The sequence below is a fragment of the Mesorhizobium sp. GW821-FHT04C10 genome (assembly GCF_059420305.1).
Genome location: NZ_JBWKTL010000001.1, coordinates 1,336,848 through 1,360,632 on the forward strand (window position 1 = coordinate 1,336,848; position 23,785 = coordinate 1,360,632).

At 63.9% G+C, this 23,785-nt stretch carries 27 protein-coding genes and 1 tRNA gene; 13 read left to right on the forward strand and 15 right to left on the reverse strand.

Annotation, left to right across the window (positions count from 1 at the left end; genetic code table 11):
* Positions 1 to 105: 105 nt before the first annotated feature.
* From AC07UC_RS06445 to AC07UC_RS06460, 4 genes are all read left to right on the forward strand, one after another.
* On the forward strand, positions 106 to 897 hold the full coding sequence (locus AC07UC_RS06445) for an ATP-binding cassette domain-containing protein (RefSeq protein ID WP_494904715.1): 792 nt from the start codon (positions 106 to 108) through the stop codon (positions 895 to 897).
* 63 nt (positions 898 to 960) lie between these two features.
* Entirely contained in the window at positions 961 to 1,881 is a 921-nt protein-coding gene (gene exbB / locus AC07UC_RS06450; protein ID WP_494904716.1) for a tonB-system energizer ExbB, read from the forward strand.
* 12 nt (positions 1,882 to 1,893) lie between these two features.
* Positions 1,894 to 2,355: a TonB system transport protein ExbD gene (gene exbD / locus AC07UC_RS06455; protein ID WP_494904717.1), complete on the forward strand. Its 462-nt coding sequence runs from the start codon at positions 1,894 to 1,896 to the stop codon at positions 2,353 to 2,355.
* On the forward strand, positions 2,352 to 3,293 hold the full coding sequence (locus tag AC07UC_RS06460; protein ID WP_494904718.1) for an energy transducer TonB family protein: 942 nt from the start codon (positions 2,352 to 2,354) through the stop codon (positions 3,291 to 3,293). The genes exbD and AC07UC_RS06460 overlap by 4 nt, the downstream gene beginning before the upstream one ends.
* A 56-nt stretch (positions 3,294 to 3,349) precedes the next feature.
* Here AC07UC_RS06460 and AC07UC_RS06465 read toward each other — a convergent pair whose 3' ends face one another.
* The 6 genes from AC07UC_RS06465 to AC07UC_RS06490 form a co-directional block, all read right to left on the reverse strand.
* Complete coding sequence (locus tag AC07UC_RS06465; protein WP_140775984.1) at positions 3,350 to 3,670, reverse strand: hypothetical protein; 321 nt, start codon at positions 3,668 to 3,670, stop codon at positions 3,350 to 3,352.
* A 33-nt stretch (positions 3,671 to 3,703) separates the two neighbouring features.
* On the reverse strand, positions 3,704 to 3,937 hold the full coding sequence (locus AC07UC_RS06470; RefSeq protein ID WP_494904720.1) for a hypothetical protein: 234 nt from the start codon (positions 3,935 to 3,937) through the stop codon (positions 3,704 to 3,706).
* A gap of 3 nt (positions 3,938 to 3,940) precedes the next feature.
* Positions 3,941 to 4,189, reverse strand: a complete 249-nt coding sequence (locus AC07UC_RS06475; RefSeq protein ID WP_056574932.1) for a hypothetical protein — start codon at positions 4,187 to 4,189, stop codon at positions 3,941 to 3,943.
* Positions 4,190 to 4,256: 67 nt separating this feature from the next.
* Entirely contained in the window at positions 4,257 to 5,315 is a 1,059-nt protein-coding gene (locus AC07UC_RS06480) for a SagB/ThcOx family dehydrogenase (RefSeq protein WP_494904722.1), read from the reverse strand.
* Positions 5,316 to 5,736: 421 nt separating this feature from the next.
* Positions 5,737 to 6,486, reverse strand: a complete 750-nt coding sequence (locus tag AC07UC_RS06485; RefSeq protein WP_140775980.1) for a helix-turn-helix domain-containing protein — start codon at positions 6,484 to 6,486, stop codon at positions 5,737 to 5,739.
* Positions 6,487 to 6,811: 325 nt separating this feature from the next.
* Positions 6,812 to 6,887: transfer RNA gene (locus AC07UC_RS06490), tRNA-Ala, on the reverse strand.
* Positions 6,888 to 7,033: 146 nt separating this feature from the next.
* Between AC07UC_RS06490 and AC07UC_RS06495 the strand changes: the two genes are divergently transcribed.
* Together AC07UC_RS06495 and AC07UC_RS06500 are read left to right on the forward strand one after the other, a co-directional pair.
* Complete coding sequence (locus tag AC07UC_RS06495) at positions 7,034 to 7,324, forward strand: YggT family protein (RefSeq protein ID WP_027047523.1); 291 nt, start codon at positions 7,034 to 7,036, stop codon at positions 7,322 to 7,324.
* A gap of 13 nt (positions 7,325 to 7,337) precedes the next feature.
* A complete protein-coding gene (locus tag AC07UC_RS06500) occupies positions 7,338 to 7,646 on the forward strand; it encodes a DUF167 domain-containing protein (RefSeq protein ID WP_494904724.1) in 309 nt (102 codons plus the stop codon).
* 112 nt (positions 7,647 to 7,758) lie between these two features.
* Here AC07UC_RS06500 and AC07UC_RS06505 read toward each other — a convergent pair whose 3' ends face one another.
* From AC07UC_RS06505 to AC07UC_RS06515, 3 genes are read right to left on the reverse strand one after another with little or no spacing between them, the layout of a single operon-like run.
* Positions 7,759 to 8,640 carry a MurR/RpiR family transcriptional regulator gene (locus AC07UC_RS06505; protein WP_494904726.1) on the reverse strand — a complete coding sequence of 294 codons (882 nt, stop codon included), beginning with the start codon at positions 8,638 to 8,640 and terminating at the stop codon, positions 7,759 to 7,761.
* A 36-nt stretch (positions 8,641 to 8,676) separates the two neighbouring features.
* On the reverse strand, positions 8,677 to 9,744 hold the full coding sequence (locus AC07UC_RS06510; RefSeq protein WP_140775977.1) for an ABC transporter ATP-binding protein: 1,068 nt from the start codon (positions 9,742 to 9,744) through the stop codon (positions 8,677 to 8,679).
* Between the two features lie 2 nt (positions 9,745 to 9,746).
* The gene (locus tag AC07UC_RS06515; protein WP_494904728.1) at positions 9,747 to 10,517 is read right to left on the reverse strand and encodes an SDR family NAD(P)-dependent oxidoreductase; all 771 of its coding nucleotides are present in this window, start codon (positions 10,515 to 10,517) and stop codon (positions 9,747 to 9,749) included.
* Positions 10,518 to 10,699: 182 nt separating this feature from the next.
* On the opposite strand from AC07UC_RS06515, the gene AC07UC_RS06520 reads away from it, so the two are divergent.
* The 4 genes from AC07UC_RS06520 to AC07UC_RS06535 all read left to right on the forward strand — a co-directional run bounded on the left by AC07UC_RS06520 (position 10,700) and on the right by AC07UC_RS06535 (position 15,570).
* Positions 10,700 to 11,932, forward strand: a complete 1,233-nt coding sequence (locus AC07UC_RS06520) for an ABC transporter substrate-binding protein (protein ID WP_494904730.1) — start codon at positions 10,700 to 10,702, stop codon at positions 11,930 to 11,932.
* Between the two features lie 433 nt (positions 11,933 to 12,365).
* Complete coding sequence (locus AC07UC_RS06525; protein ID WP_494904732.1) at positions 12,366 to 13,235, forward strand: carbohydrate ABC transporter permease; 870 nt, start codon at positions 12,366 to 12,368, stop codon at positions 13,233 to 13,235.
* A gap of 11 nt (positions 13,236 to 13,246) precedes the next feature.
* The gene (locus AC07UC_RS06530) at positions 13,247 to 14,071 is read left to right on the forward strand and encodes a carbohydrate ABC transporter permease (RefSeq protein ID WP_202327189.1); all 825 of its coding nucleotides are present in this window, start codon (positions 13,247 to 13,249) and stop codon (positions 14,069 to 14,071) included.
* A 23-nt stretch (positions 14,072 to 14,094) separates the two neighbouring features.
* On the forward strand, positions 14,095 to 15,570 hold the full coding sequence (locus tag AC07UC_RS06535) for a M81 family metallopeptidase (RefSeq protein ID WP_494904734.1): 1,476 nt from the start codon (positions 14,095 to 14,097) through the stop codon (positions 15,568 to 15,570).
* Between the two features lie 161 nt (positions 15,571 to 15,731).
* On the opposite strand, the gene AC07UC_RS06540 is transcribed toward AC07UC_RS06535, so the two are convergent.
* From AC07UC_RS06540 to AC07UC_RS06565, 6 genes are all read right to left on the reverse strand, one after another.
* A complete protein-coding gene (locus AC07UC_RS06540) occupies positions 15,732 to 17,786 on the reverse strand; it encodes a M3 family metallopeptidase (RefSeq protein ID WP_494904736.1) in 2,055 nt (684 codons plus the stop codon).
* A gap of 90 nt (positions 17,787 to 17,876) precedes the next feature.
* Positions 17,877 to 18,311, reverse strand: a complete 435-nt coding sequence (locus tag AC07UC_RS06545) for a nuclear transport factor 2 family protein (protein WP_140775971.1) — start codon at positions 18,309 to 18,311, stop codon at positions 17,877 to 17,879.
* The gene (locus AC07UC_RS06550; protein WP_140775970.1) at positions 18,308 to 18,952 is read right to left on the reverse strand and encodes a carbonic anhydrase; all 645 of its coding nucleotides are present in this window, start codon (positions 18,950 to 18,952) and stop codon (positions 18,308 to 18,310) included. Before AC07UC_RS06550 ends, AC07UC_RS06545 begins: the two co-directional genes overlap by 4 nt.
* Before the next feature lie 143 nt (positions 18,953 to 19,095).
* Complete coding sequence (locus AC07UC_RS06555) at positions 19,096 to 19,908, reverse strand: DUF429 domain-containing protein (protein WP_494904738.1); 813 nt, start codon at positions 19,906 to 19,908, stop codon at positions 19,096 to 19,098.
* Positions 19,905 to 20,789: a pyridoxal kinase PdxY gene (gene pdxY, locus AC07UC_RS06560; protein ID WP_202325452.1), complete on the reverse strand. Its 885-nt coding sequence runs from the start codon at positions 20,787 to 20,789 to the stop codon at positions 19,905 to 19,907. The genes AC07UC_RS06555 and pdxY overlap by 4 nt, the downstream gene beginning before the upstream one ends.
* Positions 20,790 to 20,802: 13 nt before the next feature.
* Complete coding sequence (locus AC07UC_RS06565) at positions 20,803 to 21,054, reverse strand: hypothetical protein (RefSeq protein WP_202325453.1); 252 nt, start codon at positions 21,052 to 21,054, stop codon at positions 20,803 to 20,805.
* A gap of 164 nt (positions 21,055 to 21,218) precedes the next feature.
* On the opposite strand from AC07UC_RS06565, the gene AC07UC_RS06570 reads away from it, so the two are divergent.
* From AC07UC_RS06570 to AC07UC_RS06580, 3 genes are all read left to right on the forward strand, one after another.
* The gene (locus tag AC07UC_RS06570; protein WP_027053113.1) at positions 21,219 to 21,857 is read left to right on the forward strand and encodes a LemA family protein; all 639 of its coding nucleotides are present in this window, start codon (positions 21,219 to 21,221) and stop codon (positions 21,855 to 21,857) included.
* A gap of 211 nt (positions 21,858 to 22,068) precedes the next feature.
* Entirely contained in the window at positions 22,069 to 22,884 is an 816-nt protein-coding gene (locus tag AC07UC_RS06575; RefSeq protein ID WP_202325454.1) for a TPM domain-containing protein, read from the forward strand.
* A gap of 4 nt (positions 22,885 to 22,888) precedes the next feature.
* Positions 22,889 to 23,782, forward strand: coding sequence for a TPM domain-containing protein (locus tag AC07UC_RS06580; RefSeq protein ID WP_494904741.1), 894 nt, complete (start codon positions 22,889 to 22,891; stop codon positions 23,780 to 23,782).
* Positions 23,783 to 23,785: the final 3 nt, after the last annotated feature.

A 23,785-nucleotide genomic window follows, 5' to 3' on the forward strand; every position in this document is an offset into this window, starting at 1 on the left:
CAGTCATCTTAAATGTTGACTAGTAAGCTCATGTTTCATAGTCAACCGGACATTGGACTGCCGAGGCCAGAAATTGGAAATGCGGGTGGCCGCACTGGAGACACCATGACCGTGGCTGGAGCCGAGACCGCCTTCCATATCGACGCGGTGCGGTTTGCCGTCGGAGAGCGGACGCTGCTTGGCCCTGTCTCGCTCGAACTGCAGCGCTCGCGCGTCTACGGGCTGATCGGTCACAACGGCTCGGGCAAGTCGACGCTGATCAAGCTGCTGGCGCGCCAGCAGCCGGCAAGCTCCGGCGCCATCACCTTCGCCAGGCGGCCGTTGCCGCAATGGGGCGCTCGCGAGCTCGCCCGCGCGCTCGCCTATCTGCCGCAGACGACGCCGGCGGCGACGGGCCTCACGGTGCGCGAACTGGCGGCGCTCGGGCGTTATCCCTGGCATGGCGCGCTTGGCCGCTTCAGCGGGGAGGACAGGCGGCATGTCGAGGAGGCGCTTGTGCTGACCGACATGGAAGGCTTCGCCGACCGTCTGGTCGATGAATTGTCCGGCGGCGAGCGCCAGCGCGCGTGGCTTGCCATGCTGGTGGCGCAGAACGCCGGCGTGATGCTGCTCGACGAACCGATCTCCGCACTCGACATCGCCCACCAGGTCGAGGTGCTGGGGCTGGTCAAGGAACTCAGCCGCAAGCGCGACCTCTGCGTCGTCGTCGTGCTGCACGATCCCAACATGGCGGCGCGCTATTGCGACGAGCTGATCGCACTGAAGGAGGGCAAGCTGCTGACGCGCGGGCCGCCGGGCGAAATCATGCGGGGCGACATGCTGAAAGGCATTTTCGGCGTGGAGATGGGCGTGTTCGCGCACCCGGTCACCGGACAACCCGTCGGCTATGTGCAGTGACGAGATCTGACGCGGTGGCGCAATAGGAAGCGGCTGGTCGCTGCGAGAACAAGGAAGAAGCTTTTGTATAGAACTCGTTTGTTGGCGGCGTTGGTCGCATCGGTGATCCTGGCAGGCGGCGGCGCCGTGGCCCAGGAGCAACCGGCCGGTACTGCTCCCGCGGCCGAGGCCCCTGCCGCTGCCGCCACACCAGCCACGATGGCGCCCGCGCAGCCAGTTGGCCAGCCGGCCACGGCGGCGCCTGCCGGAGCCGCGCCCGCGGGGGCCATGGAGCTGAACCTGCCGCACGATTTGTCGCCATGGGGCATGTTCATGGCCGCCGACATCATCGTGAAGACGGTGATGATCGGGCTGGCCTTCGCCTCGCTCGTCACCTGGACGATATGGCTGGCCAAATCGCTGGAGATTTTCGGTGGCAAGCTTCGTATCCGCCGTGCCGTGCGCGCGATTGGCGATGCCGCGACGCTGAAGCAGGCCAGCCGCGCGCTCGACCGCAGCGGCGGTCCCGGCGCGCTTCTGGTCAAGGCGGCTGAAGAAGAGACCGCGCTCTCGGCCGGCGCGCTCGACCACGTCGGCGGCGACGGACTGAAGGAACGCGTCACCTCGCGCCTGTCGCGCATCGAGGCGGCGGCGTCGCGGCGCATGTCGCGCGGCACCGGCGTGCTGGCGACGATCGGCTCCACCGCGCCGTTCGTCGGCCTGTTCGGCACCGTCTGGGGCATCATGAATGCCTTCATCGGCATCTCGCAGGCGCAGACCACCAATCTCGCCGTGGTCGCGCCGGGCATCGCCGAGGCGCTGCTCGCCACCGCGATGGGTCTCGTCGCGGCAATTCCGGCGGTGGTGATCTACAACGTCTTCGCCCGCTCGATAGCCGGCTACCGGCAGATCCTCGCCGACGCCTCGGCGGGCGTCGAACGGCTGGTCAGCCGCGACCTGGATTTCCGCGCTGTCTCGCCAACGACAGCCCTGGCGGCGGCGTAGCGGGGCGACACCATGGGAAGCAGAATCCGACAGACCATGGATGACGATCTCGAGGAGAACCACGAGATCAACGTCACGCCCTTCATCGATGTCATCCTGGTGCTGCTGATCATCTTCATGGTCGCCGCGCCGCTGGCGACGGTTGACGTCAATGTCGACCTGCCGGGGTCGACGGCGACGCCCGCGCCCCGGCCCGAAACGCCGCTGTTCCTGACCTTGAAGGACGATCTCACGCTGGCGATCGGCAATGACACCGTGCCGCGCCCGGCCTTCGCGGCGACGCTGGAAGCCAAGACCAAGGGCGACAAGCAGACGCGCATCTTCCTGCGCGCCGACAAGGCGGTCGCCTATGGCGACCTGATGGAGGCCATGAACCTGTTGCGCGGCGCCGGCTATCTGAAGATCGCGCTGGTGGGCCTGGAGACGGGGTCCACGGCCGATGCACCGGCACAAGCGGGAGCTGCCGCGCCATGACGCAGTCCGCCGCCTTGCCCACGATGCAACTATCGCGCTTCGGCTGGCGCGATCTTGGTCTTTGGGCGGGGGCGGCGACGCTTATCCTTGGAGCCCATGTCGCGGTTGCCTATGCCGTGCAGACCTTCAGCATGGTCAATGAAGCGGATGGCGGTCCGCCACCGGCCCAGGTGATCGAGATGGCACCGATGACGGTGATGCCGGCCGTGGAGGAAGAGGTCGCGGCACTGGACGCAGTGATGCCTGACCAGAGCGAGCCAACGCCAACACCGACGACGGAGCCAGCGCCTGAACAGGTCGAGAAGGCGGAACCGGTTACCGAACAGCCGGAAGCGGTTGCGCCCGACGAGATCGAGCCCACCCAGATCGAAAAGACGGAGCAGGTCGATCAGCCACCACTGGACGAGGTGGTCCCGGACATTGTCGAGGCTGTCGCCCCGGAGGTAGTCATTCCGTTGCCGCAGGCGAAGCCGATCGAGACGCCAAAGCAAAAGAAACAGGTCGAGGCCAAGGCCAAAAAGCCTGTCGACAAGCCCAAGCCGAAGAAGGAAAAGACGGCACCGCCCAAGACGGTGACCGCTGCCAGCGCCGATGCCAAGCCAGCGGCCAAGACAGCCGCGCCGAAGTCGGCGGAAGCGACGGGGCGATCCGGCGACTCCAGCAAATGGGATTCAAAACTGCGTTCATGGATCAATCGGCACACGCGCTATCCGAGTGCGGCGAGAGCCCGACGCGCCGAAGGCAGTGCCTACGTCACGTTCACGGTCGACTCATCCGGCCGGGTTCTGGCCGCCAGGTTGACCCGTTCCTCAGGCAATGCCGACCTGGATCGGGCAGCACTGTCCGTGCTCCAGGGTGCTACCGTGCCGGCACCTCCGCCTGAACTTGGCGGGCGCCAAAGCCGGACGGCGCCGTTCGTCTTCAACCTGCGCAATTAGCGCGGGTCCTGGGGCGAAACGATGGTGCGATGGGCCCTCGCGCGGATAGCGATCGATCAGCAGCTCATCGACTGGCACAGCGCTTCGACCTGCTCCAGGTAGAAACGGCATTTCGTGCGCAGGATCCGGAGGTTCGGATCGTCGGCGCCATTGATCTCGATGGTTTGCATCATGAAATCGAAATGGATGTGAAAGGCGTCCACCGCGCCCCAGAGGCTGTCGGCCTGCCAAGTGTCGGCCATCGCCATGGAGATCAGTTGTCGGGCCTCGACGCGCGCGGCATCCGGTGATGCCGGTCGACTGGCGATCAGGACATGGAGCCGGCCGAAGACGCTTTCCCTGGCGTCGGCGCTCCTGATGGGTGCGATCATGTTCATTGGCGGGTCCCCCTCGGTTCTCCAGGCATGATGTCAATTCTGCGGACTGCGGGCGATCAAGGCGGGGATCGCGGCGGTATCGGATGGCCGACCCCTGATGATGTTGGCAAGCTCTGCGTCGGCCTGCTCGAACCAATAGACCATGTCGCGACGCTCAAGATCGCCGGCTGCCCTCTTCAGGAGCGGCAGCAGGGTTTGCAGCGCACACAGTGTCTCCCACCGGTTCGGCTGAGAGCCCACCGGCGCGCACAGGGCTGACGGTTGCATCCGCTAAGCTCTCCGTGGCTGAGCGTGTTCCTTGACGTTCGGCCTGGGATGCATCGGATTGCCGCTGAGCTGGGCATGCCTTGCCGGTCGCGCGCCGCGCAGGACGTCGAAGGCTTCGGCATAGGCCATGCCCAGCAGATAGGAGATCATGGGAAAACGGCTTGCTTCGGCCATCTGCACCAGCTCATTGGTCATCGATGCGATATATTGAAGACTATCGATCTCTGACTGCCGTAAGGAATGATTTGCCACGTGTTGCTCCTGTAATCGGATGGAACTCGGGAAACGCGTACTGGCTACACTGGACATACTGAGTCGGCTAGTTAATAGAGTGGCCCGCCGGATGCGGGCTTGGTTCCGGGGTCGAGAGGGTCAACGCATAAACAGGTGCGTCCGTGAGGCGGTCGAGGCCAAGGAGGCGCTTGATCGCCGAATGGCTGAGCGCTGCCGTGGGGCAGGCCGACAAGCCATGTCGGGTCGCCGCCAACATCACGTTCTGGCCGATATGGCCGGCCTCGATCAGCACGACACGATAGGCGTTGGCATCCTCATATTTCCACATGGTGCGGTCGAGCCTGGCGCAGAGCAGGATCAGGCATGGCATTGTATCGGCCCATTCCTGCCCGCCGACCAGTTCGGAGATCTTCGGCAGATGGTTGGCCGGGATCCTGCCGAGGTCGTGATCGGCGGCGGAATAATGATAGACGCCGGGATCCAGACCCTCGACACCAAGCGCGACCACATAGGCCTCATAAGGATTCCGCGCACCACCCGAAGGGGTCATGCCCAGCGGCAGGGCGCCAACGCAGTTGCTGGTCTCGCCGGTAATGCCCATGCCCGCGAACAGGCAATCGGAGAGCTGCCGCGCGGTGATGGTGGGCGCGGCCGCGGTGCGGTTGGTGCGGCGCCGCGCCATCAGGCTCAGCAGTTCGTTGTCGTCGAGTGCGTTCGGCAGCCGGATGGCGCCGGCGGCGTTCTTGAGCATGAGGTCGGGCTGCGCGACATGACCGGCGCGCTCGATCTGGCGGGCCTCGGCCTGTTCGATGGTCATGAACTCTGAGTCCTGGACACAGAAATGCATCAGCGCGGTCGGAATGCCCCAACTCCATTGTCCGGAGAACTGTGTTTCCTGTTCGGCCAGCGGCGAGCCGGCGGTGACCAGGGCGGAAAAATCAAGCAATTGCGGCACGACGGCATTGAGGTCGGATTTCGACCATCCGTGGGCGCGTGCAATCTCCGCCGTGGAGGCCCATTCGTCCCAGGATGCAAGAAGACCGATCACCTCGGGGCTGCAGTCGAAGACACTTCTGGTCAGGAAATTGCAGGCCGTGACCTTGTTGGTCCCGGGATAGAAGACAAGCGTTTTTGAAGAGCGCATTTTCATGATGCTGAATGCCGTTTTGTGAATGTGAGGCGCCGACGGGCGAACATCCCCGTCGGCGCCGAACGACTTCAGCGCTTGTTGTAGTGCATGCCCTGCGAAAAGAAGACGGTCTGCGTGCCCGCGGCAACCGTCAGCTTCGGGGCATTGCTCACTTTCTTGGCCATTTTTCGTCCTTTCCCGACCCCCCAATGGGATCTGTTGAAAGATCCCCACCGTGGGATCCGCGAGAAGAAAGGTAAGGTCGAAAGAGTTAATGGTGTGTTAAAACCGTAGTAAAAGGCACGCGATCTAAAATATCTTTCTTCGCGATAAAGTTTAGAAAATCGATTTTTCTCAGATAGCGAGTAGGTATACGCTAGCATACGCTCTTTCGAGGTATTCTTGTTCTTATTTAGCGTAAATTGGGTGCGCGAGATCAGCCCTGCCCGTCCCGGGCGAGACTGACGACCAACGGATCGATGCCCGGATCGTCAAGCTTGACGACATGCGCCATGCGGATCGCATGCCGTGGCCGGATGCCGGACATGTCCTGCCGCATGATGACCGATACGAATGCCGGCCCGGTCTCGGTCAGGAGCATGGCCTTGCCAACCAGAACCGGTTCGGAGATCGGCGCCCATTGCACGGAGATCAGCGACGGCTCGCCGGTCTGGCGACGGTTGACGCCGCTGAAATAGATCCAGTTCAGGCGAGAGATCGCCACGCCATAGTGATTGCCGCGCGCCCGCGCCCATATCGAGCCACGGCGCTCCGACCACCCGGTGACCCGGCGGAATGTGACCAGTTCGGCCTCGCGACGCACGAAGGTTACCGACCGCACCAACAGGTCGGAACGGGTCGGGATTGAAAAATATGTGAAATAGGTGCCTCCCGCGATCGATGCGGCAGGTGGGCGGATCATCTGCTTGAACAGGCTTTCCGAAATCGGCGGCAGGCCGGGGGCCATGGGCTCGGGAATACCCGGGTCGCGGTACAGTTCGGCTTCATCGATGCGGAAGTAGTCGCAGATCAGTTTGGCAGTGGCCTTGTTCGGAACGGTCTGCCCTTGCAGGTAACGTTCGAACTGCGTGCGGTTGATACCCAATTCGCGGCAAACCGCGCTTACGGAGGCATGGTCCTTGCAGAGCCGTCTGAGATTTGCAGCGAGATTCTCGCGTATGGACACGTCTTTGCTTTCGCAGGCGAATTCTTCATTCCGACTCGGAATCCATATAGCGCCTTCGGTCGCCCCCGCCGAAACGCCTTGTCGCAACTCACAGAAAAAACTGATTTGAGAACAGCAGTCTAATGGGGAGGCTTTCAAAAAAAATAGCGCAATCCGACAACGGTCATCGCCATAAGTCCAATTGACAATCTGTCTTGCCTCGGACCTCGCCAAATCGCCTATGGCTTTTTTTGGGGGCTTTGGCGCGCGGAACGCCGCATCGCCTTGCATCGCATGTGCTTGCGCCCTGGCGGCGCGCCAAAAAACGGAGAAGCGATTATTCCGATGGTGGAGCTGAGGAGGATCGAACTCCTGACCTCGTCATTGCGAACGACGCGCTCTCCCAGCTGAGCTACAGCCCCGTCCAACGGATGGCGCATTTATCGGGCGCGGCGGATTTCTGTCAAGGCGGCGTTTTGCCGAAATCCTCGTTGGCCGGCGCGGCGGCTGCCGGCCCTTGCCGGTTTCGCGTGCAATGGCTACATGTCGGCAACAATTGGAGACCGGCATGCTCGCCCTCATTCAAACCATCGTCATGGCGCTTGACCTCTACTGGTGGATCATCATCGCCTCGGCGATCTTTTCCTGGCTCTACGCCTTCAACGTCGTCAATTCGCGCAACCAGTTCGTCGGCAGCATCGGCAACATGCTCTATCGGCTGACCGAGCCGGCGCTGCGGCCGATCCGCCGCTTCATGCCCGACCTTGGCGGCATCGACATCTCGCCGATCATCCTGCTGTTGATCCTGTTCTTCGTCAGGCAGTTCATTCTCACCACGGTAGCCCCGCTGGTGCTGTGAACCCGGCAATTGCATGAGCGCGCCGCTGCGCATCCGCGAGAACGGCATCGACCTGTTCGTCCGGCTGACACCAAAATCTTCCATGGACAGGTTGGAAGGCGTCGAGACATCGGCGGACGGGCGAAGCCATCTGAAGGCGCGGGTCCGCGCCGTGCCGGAAAATGGCGCGGCCAATCAGGCGCTGGAGAAGCTGGTCGCCAAGACACTGGGAGTGCCGGCATCGGCGGTTTCGGTCGTCGCCGGCGGCACGGCTAGGCTCAAGACGTTGCGCATCGTGGGTGATCCGGAGGCGCTGGTGCAGCGTGTTGAGGCGCTCGGCTGATCCATAATCCAGTGCTGTGGCAACTCCGAACCTGAAATGTCGGCGGGACAGCGCCCCCCTCTGTCCTGCCGTCCCCCACAGGTGGGGAGATCGGCAGCTTCGGCGCCGGCCTTCAATCCCCCAAGGGCAGCTTCGGATCATCGACCTTCAGCGTGTTCACGCTTTGCTTGATGCGGCGCAAATTCTCCAAGACCTTCGGGCCGCGCGTCTCGGCGACCGATGTCACGATCATGTCGACGATCGCCAGCAGCGCGTAGCGCGACGATGTGGGCTTGTAGATGTTGCCATCCTCGAGCGGCTGCAGGTGGATGACCGTGTCGGCCACCTTGGCCAGCGTCGAATCGGGCGCGGTGACGGCCACCGTGGTGGCGCCGTATTGCTGCGCGACCTGCACCGCCTCGATGACCGAGCGCGCATAGCCGGACACTGAAAAGGCGACCAGCGTGGTTTCCGGCGTGGCGACGGCGGCGTACATGCGCTGCAGCTGGCCGTCGATCTGGGCCAGCACCGGCAGGCCGAGCCGGAACAGCCGGTTCTGCATTTCGGTCGCCATCATCGACGAGATGCCGCCGGAGCCGATGCACAGCACATTGCCTGACGTCGCAAGCCGCTCGGCGACAGCGACCAGCGTCGTCATGTCGAGGTTCTCGCTGGCGCGCTGGATTGCCGAGATCGCGGCTTCGGTGATGGCGGAGGCGATGCGCTGCTCACGGGCGTCGCGGCTCAGAGGCTCGGGCGACAGATACTGGCCGCCAATGGCGATGGCCTGCGCCAGGTAGAATTTGAAGTCGCGCAGCCCCTCGCAGCCGAGATTGCGGCAGAAGCGGGTCACCGTCGGCTCGCTGACGCCGACGCGCGCGGCAATCTCGGAGATCGCGGCCTTGGAGGCGAAATCGAGATCGGACAGCACGAGCCCGGCCAGCCGGCGATCCGACTTGGTGCCGTCCTGCGACATCAGCTGCAGCCGCGTGATGATGTCGGCCGGCGTCTTCATGCCCGTGTTTTCGTCTTCATGTCGGTACTTCCCGTTTCACAGCGGCAGGCCTGTCGCCTTGTCGAACAGGTGGATGTTGCCAGGATCGACCGAGACCGGCAGCAAGTCGCCCGGCCTGACCGGCACCCTGTCGCGGAACACGGCGCGCACCGTATCGGCGCCGATGGCGCCATAGACGTGGGTTTCGGAGCCGGTCGGCTCGACGACATCCACCTTGAGCGCCATCGCGTCGGCGGCTTCACCGATGATGAAGTGCTCGGGTCGGATGCCGGCCTCCACGGCGCTGCCCGCCGGCACCGCCTTGCCGGCAAGCGCAAGCCGCCCGCCGCCGGCCGATTCGAACCATGTCTTCTCCGGCGTTGTCTTCAGAGCCCCGGACACAAAGCTCATCGACGGCGAGCCAAGGAAGCCGGCAACGAACTTGTTGGCCGGCCGATCATAAAGCTCGAGCGGGGCGCCGACCTGCTGGATCCGGCCACGGTCCATCACGACGATACGGTCGGCCATGGTCATGGCCTCGATCTGGTCATGGGTGACGTAGACGATGGTCGATTTCAGCCGCTGGTGCAGCGCCTTGATCTCGGTACGCATCTGCACGCGCAATTGGGCGTCGAGGTTGGACAGCGGTTCGTCGAACAGGAACACCGAGGGTTCACGCACGATGGCGCGGCCCATGGCGACGCGCTGGCGCTGGCCGCCCGACAATTGCCGGGGGTAGCGATCGAGATAGGAGAACAGGTTGAGGACGCCCGAGGCCTTCTTGACCTTCTGGTCGATGGTCGCGCGGGTCTCGCCGCGGATCTTCGGGCCGAAGCCGATATTGTCCGAGGCTTTCAGATGCGGGAACAGCGCATAGGACTGAAACACCATGGCGATGTTGCGCTGCTGTGGCGGCAGGTCGTTGGCGCGCACGCCGCCGATCAGGAGATCGCCTGACGTGATTGTCTCCAGCCCGGCCAGCATGCGCAGCAAGGTCGACTTGCCGCAGCCGGACGGGCCGACCAGCACCACGAATTCGCCACTCTTGATGTCGAGGCCGATGTCCTCGAGGATCCTGTGCTGGCCGAAGGATTTCGACAGGTTGCGAAACAGGACGTCGGTCATGGTCACGCTCCCAATATGTCGTCGATGAACGGCAGGCAGCCGGCGGTCAGCCCCGCATCCACGGGCATCACCACGCCTGTTACGCCCGAGGCGCGGTCCGACGCAAGGAAAGCCACGGCTTCAGCCACTTCCGAGGCATTGACGATGCGTCCGAGCGGGTAGAGCCGCTGCAACTTGCCCAGGATTTCCGGGTCCTTGGCCAGGCGATGGTCCCAGGCGGCGGTGCGGATCGATCCCGGGCAGACGACATTGGCGCGCACGCCGCTGCGGCCAAGCTCGACCGCGATCGATTTGGCATAGGCGTTGATGCCGGCCTTGGCGACCGCATAGGCCGGATTGCCGAAATGCGCGATGGCGTTGACGGAGGAGATGAAGACGACGCTGCCTGAGCCGCGCGCGGCCATCGCCTTGGCGATAGGGTCGGCGAAGGTCATGACCCCGGTCAGATTGAGGTCGAGCTCATGCTCGATGTTGTCGGCGTTGAGTGCGGAGATCGTCTCGGCGCGCGTCCAGCCGGCATTGTTGATCAGGATGTCGGGCACGCCGTCCCTGTCCAGCACAGCGGCGATCCCCGCCTCGATCGAAGCCCGGTCGAGAAGGTTGAAGACATGGCGCGAGGCAAGCTGTGGGCTTGCCAGCGCCTCCTCGGACTGGTCGCAGCCGACCACCCGCGCGCCTCTGCCGGCCAGCAGCGCGACGATGGCCGAGCCAAGGCCGCCGCCGGCACCGGTGACGACGACAGTGCGGCCTGCGAATTCGGCTTTCGAAACCACGGCGCTTGCTCCTCCCGCAGGTCAGGCAGATGCCGGCAAGCTAAAGAAAGAAATGTAATTAAGCAACATGATAATCCGCTTGCATGGCGTGAATTCATCGATAATGTAGGAAAGTCACATAAATCTTGTGCCAGCCATCGGCACAGGAAGCGCAAATGCGCGAAACAAATGGGAGAGCTCGGATGAGCCTTGCCAAATGGACTGTCGGCCTGATGGCCGGAATGAGCATGCTGGCCTTCGCCGCGCAGGCGAATGCGGGTGAGGTGCGCGTCACCGTCGCCGAATACAGTGCCAAGACCGGCCCCTATTTCGAGGAAGTGAAGAAGGAGTTCGAGGCAAAGAACCCTGGCATCACCGTCAAGTTCGAAGTCGTGCCGTGGGATGTGCTCCTGCAGAAGCTGACCACCGACATCACCGCCGGCACCAATGCGGACCTGTCGATCATCGGCACGCGCTGGCTGATCGACTTCGTCCAGCAGGACGTCGCCGAGCCGCTCGACGGCTACATCACGCCCGAATTCAAGGGCCGCTTCATCGACACCTTCCTGTCGCCCTCGATCATGAACGGCAAGACCTACGGCCTGCCGATCGCGGCGTCCGCCCGCGCCATGTATTACAACAAGGAGCTGTTCGAGAAGGCCGGCATCGCCAAGCCGCCGGCAACCTGGACCGAGTTGCAGGACGATGCCCGCAAGATCAAGGCGCTGGGGTCCGGTACTTTCGGGTTCGGCCTGCAGGGCAAGGAGATCGAGACCGACGTCTATTACTACTACGCCATGTGGTCGCAGGGCACCGAGATACTGAACAAGGATGGCACGTCGGGCCTCGGCACGCCGGGCGCGCTCGAAGCCGCCAAGCTCTACAAGTCGATGATCGATGAAGGTCTGACCGAGCCGGGCGTCACCTCCAACAACCGCGAGGATGTGCAGAACCTGTTCAAGCAGGGCAAGGTCGGCATGATGATCACCGCGCCCTTCCTGTCCAACCAGATCAAGGACGAGGCGCCGACCCTGAAATACGGCGTCGCCGCCATTCCAGCCGGCCCGACGGGCGCGCGCGGCACCTATGGCGTCACCGATTCCATGATCATGTTCAAGAACTCAAAGAACAAGGATGAGGCCTGGAAGCTTATGGACTTCCTGTTCACCACGGAGCAACGCGCCAAGTTCACGCAAGGCGAGGGCTTCCTGCCGGTGAACAAGGAAGAGGCCAAGATGGACTACTACGTCAACAATGCCGACCTCGCCGCCTTCACCGCGCTTTTGCCCGACGCCCGCTTCGCGCCGGTCATTCCGGGCTGGGAAGAGGTTGCCCAGATCACGTCCGATGCCATGCAGAAGATCTATCTCGGTGGCGACCCCGAGGCAGGCCTGAAGGACGCGGCGGCCAAGGCCAATGCAGTGTTGAAGAAATAGGGGCCGTGCCCGAGCAATAGGGCGTATCTCCCTGCGCCCGTGGCGCGCCTCAGATTCAGGCGGGGCGCGCCACTCCCCTTGGAAGAAGCATGCAAAGACTCCCGAGAAGAGTGGTGAAGGCCGACAAGGCAATCACCCCGGACAAAGGACAAATCGGCAACGTTGGCGCCGCCCCTCATTGCCCTGCCGGGCATTTCTCCCCGTATAGTGACGGGGAGAAAGAGCTGGCCGCGATCTCGGCGCCCTTTTTGAGACGCTGGTGATTGGCGAAAGCGGGACGAAAGCGTCCCTCTCCCCGTCACTATACGGGGAGAGGATGCCGGCAGGCAGGTGAGGGGCAGCGCAAACGCCGGGGAGAGTTTGAAAGTCAGTATTAGCTCAGCTGGCAAGCCAGCGCGCTACGGATGCCTCGCAACGCGGTACAAACCAGCCGATGCAAAATCGTTTCCTGCCCTATCTTCTGACCTTGCCCAGCCTGTTCCTGGCGGCGGTCGTCATCTTCTGGCCGGTCTGGGACCTGATCCAGATCTCGACGCATGACGTCAACCGCTTCGGCCAATTGCGCGAATTCAGCGGCCTTGCCAATTTCGCGGCCCTTGCCGCCGATCCCGACTTCGTCGCGGCACTCTGGCGCACCGGTCTGTGGACCGTGCTGGTGGTCGGCGGCGCACTGCTGCTGTCGGTGCCGGTGGCGATGATCCTCAACACCGATTTCTATGGCCGCGGTCTTGCCCGTGTCATCATCATGCTGCCCTGGGCGGTGTCGCTGACCATGACGGCGGTGGTCTGGCGCTGGGCGCTGAGCGGCGAAAGCGGCATGCTGAATTCGGCGCTGCTCGGGCTTGGCCTGATCGACCATAACATCCAGTGGCTGGCCAGCGCCGAGACGGCGTTCCCGATGCAGGTGCTGATCGGCATATTGGTGACGGTGCCGTTCACCACGACGATCGTCCTCGGCGGACTGTCGTCGATTCCGGACGATCTTTACGAGGCGGCCGCCCTTGAGGGGGCCACGGCGCTGCAGCAGTTCCGCGAGATCACCTTTCCGCTGCTGAAGCCGTTCATCAACATCGCCATCGTGCTCAACACCATCTATGTCTTCAATTCGTTCCCGATCATCTGGGTGATGACGCAGGGCGGGCCGGCCAACTCGACCGACATCCTGGTCACCCACCTCTACAAACTCGCCTTCCGCATCGGCAAACTGGGTGAGGCCTCGGCGGTGTCGCTGGTGATGTTCGCCATATTGCTGGTCTTCACCATGATCTATGTACGCCTCGCCATGCGGGAGCAACGCGCATGACAAATCAGCTCATGACGGGCAAGCTCAAACGCACCATCATCGCCTGGCTGCTTTTGGCGCCTTTGATCGTGGTGACGATCTTTCCCTTCGCGGTGATGTTCCTGACCGCGGTCAAGCCACGGCAGGAAGTGCTGTCACCGACCTGGTGGCCAAGCGAGTTCCGCTGGTCGAACTTCTCCGACATGTGGGTGGCGACCGGTTTCGGCCAGGCGCTGGCCAACTCGCTCTATGTGTCGGTCATCGCCACGGTCGGCGCCATCCTGATCTCCGTACCCGCCGCCTACGCCATGTCGCGCTTTCGCTTTGCCGGCTATGGGGCCTTTCGCCAGTTCCTGCTGATCTCGCAGATGATCTCGCCGATTGTGCTGGTGCTCGGCCTGTTCCGGCTGATGGCCGCCTGGGGGCTGGTCGAGTCGACCACGGCGCTCGGCTTCATCTACATGGCCTTCAACGTCGCCTTCACCGTGTGGATGCTGCAGAGCTATTTCGACACCATTCCGCGCGATCTCGAGGAAGCCGCGTGGATGGAAGGCGCCGGCCGCTGGCTGACGCTGCGCAAAGTGTTCCTGCCGCTCTGCCTGCCGGCGATCGCGGTCACGGCGATCTTCACCTTCATCAACGCCTGGAACGAGTTCGTCGTGGCGCTGACCATGCTGCGCAGCCAGGAGAGCTACACGCTGCCGATTCAGGTCTTTTCCCTCGTCGCCGGCCGCTACACGATCGAGTGGCATCACGTCATGGCGGCGACCCTGCTGGCGACGCTGCCGGTGGCGATCCTGTTCATCTGGCTGCAGCGATATCTTGTCAGAGGACTGGCGCTCGGGGCGGTCAAGTAGCCGGCAATCACCACGGAGTTTTCATGCGCATCTTCACCGCCTCGCTGGCGACGGAAACCAACACCTTCTCGCCGGTGCCGACCGACAGGGCCTCGTTCGAGATGGCGTTCTATGCCGGGCCGGGCAAGCATCCGGAGACGCCGACATTGTGCTCCTCGCCGATCGTGGCCTTGCGCCGGCGCGCGGCCGCCGAAGGACTGACCGTGATCGAAGGCACCGCCACCTGGGCCGAGCCCGGCGGCCTGGTGCAGCGGCAGACCTTCGAGGCGCTGCGCGACGAGATTCTCGGGCAGCTCGAGGCGGCACTGCCGGTCGACGCGGTCATCCTCGGCCTGCATGGCGCCATGGTGGCGCAAGGCTATGACGATTGCGAAGGCGACCTGCTTGAGCGCGTGCGGGCAATTGTCGGACCCAAGGTGGTGATCGCCTCCGAGTTCGATCCGCATAGCCATTTGACGCCAAAGCGCGTGGCGGCCTCCGATATCATGGCCTACTTCCTCGAATTCCCGCACACCGACTTCTATGAACGCGGCGAACATGTCGTCGAGCTTGGCCTGGCTGCCGCACGCGGCGAGATCAAGCCGGTGATTTCGACCTTCGACTGCCGCATGATCCAGGTGCTGCCGACCAGCCGCGAGCCGATGCGCTCCTTCGTCGACCGCATCAAGGCGATGCACGGCAAGGACGGCGTGCTGTCGGTGTCGGTCATCCACGGCTTCATGGCCGCCGACGTGCCGGAAATGGGTACGCGCATCCTCGTCGTCACCGACAATGACAAGGCCAGGGGCGATGCGCTGGCGCAGCAGCTCGGGAGCGAACTCTATGCCGTGCGCGAAAATACGGCGATGACGATGCTTGATACCGCCGGCGGCATCGACCGGGCGCTGGCCGTACGTGCCGGGAATCCCGGCAAGCCCGTGGTCATCGCCGACATCTGGGACAATCCCGGCGGCGGCGTTCCCGGCGACGGCACCTTCGTGTTGCGCCAGATGCTGGCGCGTGGCCTGGACAAGTTTGGCGTGGCGACGATCTGGGATCCGATCGCCGTGACTTTTTGCCTGGCGGCGGGCGAAGGCGCCGTCATCGACCTGCGCTTCGGCGGCAAGGCCGGCCCGCAGGCCGGCGAGCCGATCGACGCGCGCGTCAAGGTGCTGAAAGCCGTTAACGAGGGGTGGCAGAGTTTCGGGCCAAGCCGGGTGACACTTGGGCCGGCCGCTTTGGTCCGCATCGAAGGCACCGAGGTCGACATCATCCTCAACACCAACCGCACGCAGACTTTCGAGCCGGACATCTTCTCCAACATCGGCGTCGATCCGCTGGCCAAGGATATGCTGCTGATCAAGTCGACCAACCATTTCTATGCCGGCTTCGAACCGATCGCCGCCGAGATCATCTATGTCTCGGCGCCGAGTTCCTATCCGAGCAATCCTGCGGTGACGGATTACAGGAAGCTGACACGGCCGGTCTGGCCGAGGGTGAAGGATCCGTGGAAGGAGTAGGCTCCCCCTTCTCCCCTTGCGGGAGAAGGTGTCGCCGCAGGCGACGGATGAGGGGTGTTCCAGCGGAGTGAGACGTCGGCGTTCCCTGGAACACCCCTCATCCGTCTCGGCGCTGCGCGCCGATCCACCTTCTCCCGCAAGGGGAGAAGGAAGAGGCCGGGCTACACCAGCCCCCGCTTCACCATCATCGCTTCCGGCGACGGCATCTTGCCGCGAAACGCCGTGTACAGCTCTTCCGGATCCTTGGAACCGCCGGCGGCGTAGATGTTCTTTCTCAGCCGCTCGGCCAGGGCCGGGTTGAAGGGATCGCCGGTCTCCTCAAAGGCGGCGAAGGCATCGGCGTCCAGCACTTCCGACCACATGTAGGAATAGTAGCCGGCCGAGTAGCCGTCGCCCGAGAAGACATGACCGAAATGCGGGGTGCGGTGGCGCATGGCGATGGTGTCGGGCATGTCAAGCCTGTCGAGCGTTTCGGCTTCGAAACGAAGCGGCTCCGCCGGGGCATCGGGCCGAGCGTGATAGGCCATGTCCATCAAGGCGGAAGACGTGAATTCGACCGTGGCGAAGCCGGCGCCGAAAGTGCGGGTGGCCAGCATCTTGTCGAGCAGCGCCTTCGGCATCGGCTTGCCTGTCTTGACATGCAGGGCGTGCTTCTCCAGCACCGCCGGCACCGTCAGCCAGTGCTCGTAGAGCTGCGAAGGCAGCTCGACGAAATCGCGGCTGACCGAAGTGCCTGATACCGACGGCCAGGTGACGTCGGTCAGCATGCCGTGCAGCGCATGGCCGAATTCATGGAACAGCGTCTTCGCCTCGTCGACCGACAGCAGTGCCGGCTCGCCGGCCGGCGGCTTGGCGAAGTTCATGACATTGTAGATCACCGGCTTCGAGCCTTGGCCAAGATGATAGCCGGACTTCAGCGCGCTCATCCAGGCGCCTGACCGCTTCGAGGGCCGTGCGAAATAGTCGGCGAGGAACAGGCCGCGCTCGCTGCCATCGGCATTCTTCACCACGAAGACGCGTGCATCGGGATGCCAGGCGGCAATGCCCTTCTTCTCCTCGAAGGTGATGCCGAACAACTTTGTCGCCACGTCGAAGCAGGCGTCGATGACCCGGTCGAGCTGGAGATAGGGCTTCAGTTCCGCCTCGTCGAAAGCGAATTTTTCCGCCCGCAGCTTCTCCTGGTAGAAACGCCAGTCCCAGGCGGCGAATTTTTCATTGCTGCCGGCTTCCGCCGCCAGGCGTTCCAGTTCCTTCTGGTCGGCGGCGGCCTTTTCCAGCGCCTTTTCCCACACCGGATCGAGCAGCGCGTGCACCGCCTTCGGCGTCTTGGCCATGGTGTCGTCGAGCTTCAGTGCGGCGAAGGAGGCGTAGCCGAGCAGTTTCGCCTTTTCGGCGCGCAGCTTCAGCATGTCGCGCACCACGGATGTGTTGTCGCTGGCGCCGCCATTCTGGCCGCGCATGGTGAAGGCGCGGAAGGCGATCTCGCGCAGGTCGCGGCGTTCCGAGAAGGTCGTGAACGGCTCGTAGATCGAGCGCGACAAAGTGACGGCGTAGCGGCCCTTCTGGCCGCGCATCTCGGCCGCCTCGGCCATCGAACTTTTCAGGAAATCCGGCAGGCCGGCAAGATCGGCCTCGTCGAGGAACAGCACCCAATCGCGCTCGTCGGCCAGCACGTTCTGGCCGAACGTCGTGCCGAGCGAGGACAGTTCCTCATTGATCCGGGCCAGCCGCTTCTTGCCCTCGGCATCGAGCTTGGCGCCGGAGCGGACAAACCCCTTCCAGGTCTTCTCCAGTACCCGCAAGGTCTCGGCGTCGAGCCCGAGGTTCTCGCGGCGCTGGTAGAGATCGTCGATGCGGGCGAAAAGTTTCTCGTTCATCGAGATCGCCGAGAAATGCCTGGACATTTTTGGCGAGATATCGCGCTCCAGCGCCTGGATCGTATCGTTGGTGTAGGCGCCGGCCCGGCACCAGAAGATCGACGAGACGTGATCGAGCGCCTCGCCGCCCAGCTCCAGCGCTTCAAGCGTGTTCTCGATGGTCGGTGCATCCTTGTTGGCGGCGATCGCGTCGATCTCGGCCTCATGCGCCTTCAGTGCCGCGTCGAAGACCGGGGAAAAATCACCGTCGCCGATATGGGCAAAGTCTGGCAGGCCGAGCGGGCCCTGCCACGCGGTCAGCGGATGGGCGGCGAGGTCGACGGCTTTCGTGGAGGACATGGACGGTCTTTCGCTGGCATCAAGGAGGAGGGTGTCACCGATGTAGGGCGCGGCCCGCGGGGCCGCAATATGGCAGTTGGCCGATCCGCCTCAATAGCCTTCGCAGTTTTCGGCGATTGCCGCTTGCGAACTGGCGGTGATGCGGTTGTCTGTCACCGCGAAGGTTTCCTGCATCAGCATGTCATTGTTGGGGAAGTCGTAGCAGGCGATCACCGTGGTGACACCGCCCTCGCTCTTCTCGATCCGGTGGCGGATCGCGGCACCCGCTACCGCGCCTTTCCATTCGTCGAGCGAGGCGATGAACTCCTGCTTGCTTTGAACGATGCCGAGGTCGTCGAGCGTGATGCGGACATCGTCGGCAAGCAGGTCGGCGAGTTCGGTACGGTCGGCGACCAGCAGCGCCGCATACCAGCGGCTGATGATGGCGCCGTCATCGGCGCGGGCGGCGATAATCGCTATCAGCAGTGCGGCCGCCGTGAAAACGACCGAACGGACGTTCATCGCCTGGCGCACCGCCCCGTTCATTCCAGCACCGGCCGCTCGAAATCGCCGGTGTCCTTGTTCATCACCCAGAGCTCGCCGGTCGAAATGTCGAACCAGGCCCCGTGCAGCGACAGCCGGCCCTTGCCCTCGAGGATCGAGACGCAAGGAAAGGTCCTGAGGTTGGCGATGGAATAGCGGATCGAGATGCGCTCAAGTGCTGTCTGGCGCTCCGTTGCCGTCATGAAGGTGCTGGAGGAGACGGTCTCGGCAGCTGGCGCGATCAGGCTCATCCACTTGCCGATGAAGTCGCCGGGGGACAGCGGTGCCGAATTGGGGTCGAGCGCGGCGCGGATGCCGCCGCAGCGGCCATGTCCCATGACGACGATATTCTTGACCTTGAGGCTCTGTACCGCGAATTCGAGCGCGGCCGAGGTCGAGTGGAACTCGCCATCCGGCTCGTAGGGCGGCACCAGATTGCCGACATTGCGCAGCACGAAGAGTTCGCCCGGCCCGGCGTCGAAGATCGCTTCAGGGGCCGAACGGGAATCGCAGCAGGCGACGATCATCGTCTCGGGGGCTTGCCCCTCCCGGGCGAGTTCACGATAGCGCCCGCTCTCGGTGAGGTAGCGGCCATTCATGAAATTGCGGTAGCCGGCGAGGAGGTGGTCAGGAAGATGAGGCATGGGCGGCTAAGGCCTTTCCAGTTGGAGGCGGCAGCTCGTTGCGGTCGAGAAAGGCTCTAACGGCAAAAGCCCGTCGCGAGCAATGCAGAATTGTGGGGGCTGGGCATAAATGCCATGCGCCAAAGCAGAGCGTGTGTCGATATTCAAGCCCAGATGGCGAACGGTATGCCAAAACCGTCAGCGAGCGGCGGGTTGGGAAATGGCTTCGCGCTGCCGCTGGCAATGCGGCCGGCGATCAGCATCATGACAGCCGCGTCGAGGAAATCGTCCGCGGCCGCTCCGCGCGGCGGCGGCTGGTCGAGAAAGCCCATCTCATAACCGTGCCGGCACAGCAGCGCCTTGCGCTCCGCCATGCCGGCCGGGTTGACGCTGCCCTTGATCTTCTTCGGCAATTGCATGGCCTGATTGCCGTTCAGGCGGCAGAAGGCGACTTCCGGATGCGATTCGAAGACGCGGCCGCGCAGATCCGGCCGCGCGATCAGCAAAGTATCGATCTCGCGGATTTTCGAAAAGATGCCGAAGGCCTGGATGGAAACGCCGCGCGGCGGGTCGGATGTGGCCCTGGCCACCTCGCTTGCCTTGCGATGCGCGGCGTACCAGGCTTCGACGGTGGTGAATTCGCTCGTGTCGGCATAGAGCGCGGCGCGGGACGGGATCGAAAAGACGCTGGACTGGCGTGCCCCGAGCAGTGGCCTGACCAGCGCTTCCGGTCCGCGCCCGCCTTTGCTGGAAAATTCGGGCAGGCCGATCGGCATGTCGACGGCGACAACCGCATTGTCCGGGCTTGCCTCGAGCAATGCGGCGAAGCTGGCGAACACCTCGACCTGGGGCGCCGAACCGGGGTTACCAGGTGTCGAACCGGCGTTACGAGGTGTTGAATCGGGCTCGAGCCGCACGGCGATCCAGCCGGCCTTGCAGCCATCGGCGCCGACGATCACGACCTCGGTCGAAGTCACGCCCGACGGTCCCGCCCCGGATGCGTGAGGTGACGCAGCTGCACCATGGCCATCGGGTGCGACAGGCTCTGCGCGTCGGTTTCGAGCTGCAGTTCGTCGCCGCCCCGCTTGGCGGTGCGTGCCAGGATCTCATAGACCGCCGCCGTGGTCGATTGCAGCGCCTTGATCGGCGGCTGGCCGGAGAGGATGCGGGCAAGGTAGACGGCCGCCGTCAGGTCGCCCAGGCCGTTCGGCGGCTTGTCGATCAGGCGGTGCTCGGCAAGGAGGGCCTGGGTGCCGTCGAGCAGCAGATTGCCGGTGCCACCCGTCATCATCGACTGTGCCGAGGTGACCAGCATGGTCGACGGACCGGCATGGAGCGCCGCCGAAATCACCGATTTCAGATCGGGCAAGGGAACGCCGGCCATCCATTCGAGTTCATAGCGATTGGGCGTGGCAATGTTGGCGATCGGCATCAGCCGGTCGCGCAGCGCGACAGCGGTGGGCTCCGGCACATAGAGACCGCCGGAATCACCCATCACCGGATCGCAGATATAGACGGCGCCAGGCGTCCTGGCCTTCACCGCGGCGACCAGCGAAGCGACGGCCTCGGCCTGGCCGGCCTCGCCGAGATAGCCCGACAGCACCGCGCCGACCTCGCCCAGCCATGGCGCGCGCTCAAGATCAGCCATCAGTGCCTTGAACTGGTCGAGTGGCGGCACGATGCGCGTCGCCCGCCCGTGGCCGGGATGCCAGGGCAGGATGACCGTCGGCACCGCCCAGACCGGAAAGCCGAGGGTCTCCAAGGCGAAGACGGCGGCACGGTTGCCGACCGAACCGCGTGCGACATGGCTGGAAATGACGATGACCGCACGCGGCGCGTCGGGTTTTTCGGCGCTCATTGTTTTGTGATTCCTAGCTGCCCCGGGTGAGGAAAAGCACGAGCCAGACCATCAGGCCCAGCGCCAGAAGCAGGCCGAGTATCCTGCCAATGCGCGTGCCCCAGACTTCGATCGGGTCCGTGCGGTCGGCGTCGGCGGCGGCGACGTGGTCGCGCATGCCTTTCGTCGTCCGCGCCACGAAGGAGGCGCCGGCCGGGTCGGTTTCCTGCGCAACGCGCTCTAGGATACGGCGCGATTCCCTGTCGCTGTCGGGGCGTTCCGCCATGATGATGTCCCGTTTTGCCGGGACCTTATCGCGTTCGCGCGGCCAATCACAGGGCCTTGCGGCAGGGCGATACATTGCCGGGCCGGCTCAGGAGGTCGAGGCCGTTTTCTTGCGCGCTGATTGTGGTAATGCTTCGCATGCAACTTCTACCGAGGGACCCCATCATGCTTGCCCAGCGCCTTGCCCGACCATCGACATTCCGCACGCTGCCCGCCTTCCTGATGATGGCAATCGTGCTGCCGCTGCTTGCCGGCTGCGGCTACAACACGATCCCGACGGCGGAGGAGAATGCCAAGGCGGCTTGGAGCGAGGTGCTGAACCAGTACCAGCGCCGCGCCGATCTCATCCCCAATCTGGTCGAGACGGTCAAAGGCTATGCCTCGCATGAAAAAGACACGCTCGACGCTGTCGTAGAGGCCCGCGCCAAGGCGACGCAGATTACGGTGACGCCGGAAACGCTGAAGGATCCCGAGGCGCTCAAGAAATTCCAGGATGCCCAGGCAGGGCTGACCAGCGCGCTGTCGCGGCTGATCGCGGTGTCGGAAGCCTACCCCGACCTCAAGGCCAACCAGAATTTCCTGGCGCTGCAGGCACAGCTCGAAGGGACGGAAAACCGCATCGCGGTGGCGCGGCGCGACTACATCCAGGCGGTCAGGGACTATAATCTGACGCTGAAGACCTTCCCGTCCGTGCTCTGGGCCACCTTCTGGTTCCGCGGCAACGAGCCCTTCGCCAATTTCACCGTCGACGAAGACAAGATGCAGCCGCCGAAGGTCGATTTCGGCACGAAGCAGGGCGGGTAATTTCGCGAAATCGGCTGAGCGTCTCTTTGCCACAAGACGGACCGCTGGCGTGCAAACACCCCCCTCTGTCCTGCCGGACATCTCCCCCTCAAGGGGGGAGATTAGCCGTGGTCAAGGCCCTCGCCAATTTTTGACCTCTCAAAGTGAGAGCCGGCAGCGAAGTCGCCCATCTCCCCCCTTGAGGGGGAGATGTCCGGCAGGACAGAGGGGGGTGCCTCGCGCTTACCTCACCCTTCTTGGCCTTCTTGCCAGCCTCCTTTTTCTCCCCCTAGCCGCCTTCGCAGCGGATCTGCCGGCGCTCACGGGCCGCGTCGTCGACAATGCGGGCATCATCGATGCCTCGACCAAGGCGGCGCTGACGCAAAAACTCGCCGACTTCGAGACAAAGGGTTCCGACCAGATCGTCGTCGCAACCATTCCCAGCCTCGACGGCGAGGAGATCGAACCCTACGCCAACCGGCTCTTCCGCTTCTGGAAGCTCGGCCAGGCCAAGGAGAACAACGGCGTCCTGCTGCTGGTCGCGCCGAACGATCGCAAGATGCGCATCGAGGTCGGCTACGGGCTGGAAGGCACGCTGACCGACCTGCACACCAAGCTGATCATCGAAAACGACATGGTGCCGGCGTTCCGCGCCGGCGACTTCTCGGGTGGCATCTCCAAGGCCGTGGACGACATGGTCATGGTGCTGGAAGGCAATCCGGAGGAGCTGGAAGCGCGCGGCAAGCGCAACCAGGAGGCGCCGTTCAATTCCGACGACCTGTTCTTCGCCATCTTCATCAGCATCTGGGCGATCATCTTCTTCGGCAGTATCGCCGCCTCCATCCTGCCGCCGATCTTTGGCCAGAAGCTCGGGCCAGGCCGCTATCGCTGGCTTGGCATGACCTTCGAGCCCGGACGGCGTTCCTCATCCGGGGGCGGCTGGTCCTCGGGGAGCTCAGGCGGCGGCTGGTCTTCGGGTGGCGGCGGTGGCGGCTTTTCCGGCGGCGGCGGTTCGTCCGGCGGTGGTGGCTCCTCGGGAAGCTGGTGACGGCATGACGACACACACCGTCAGCACGCCGAGGCCTGGTTTCATTAGTCCGGCGATCCACGCTGTCCTGACGGCTCTGGCGTTGCTGCTGTCCTGCTTCGCGGTTTTCGCCGCCGAACTGCCGGCGCTCACGGGCCGCGTTGTCGACAATGCCGGCATCATCGATGCCTCGACCAAGGCGGCGCTGACGCAAAAACTCGCCGACTTCGAGACAAAGGGTTCCGACCAGATCGTCGTCGCCACCATTCCAAGCCTGGACGGCGAGGAGATCGAACCTTACGCCAACCGGCTCTTCCGCTTCTGGAAGCTCGGCCAGGCCAAGGAGAACAACGGCGTCCTGCTGCTGGTCGCGCCGAACGATCACAAGATGCGCATCGAGGTCGGCTACGGGCTGGAAGGCACGCTGACCGACCTGCACACCAAGCTGATCATCGAAAACGACATGGTGCCGGCGTTCCGCGCCGGCGACTTCTCGGGTGGCATCTCCAAGGCCGTGGACGACATGGTCATGGTGCTGGAAGGCAATCCGGAGGAGCTGGAAGCGCGCGGTAAGCGCAATCCCGCCGACAGCAGCACCTCCATCGATCCCATCGTCGCGGTGTTCCTGATCCTGTGGGCGACGATGTTCTTCGGCGGCCTGGCGATGGCATTCCTGCCGCCGATGTTCGGCACGAAACTGTCGCCGGGCGTGTATAGATGGCTGGGTATGACGTTTCGTTACGGCCGGGGGTCAAGCGGATCGTCGTCGGGCTCCAGCGGCTGGACAACGGGATCGTCGGGCGGCGGCTGGTCGTCGGGAAGCTCCAGCAGTGGCTGGTCGTCCGGGTCGAGCAGCGGCGGCGGGTTTTCGGGCGGCGGTGGCTCGTCCGGTGGTGGCGGTTCTTCAGGAAGCTGGTGAGAC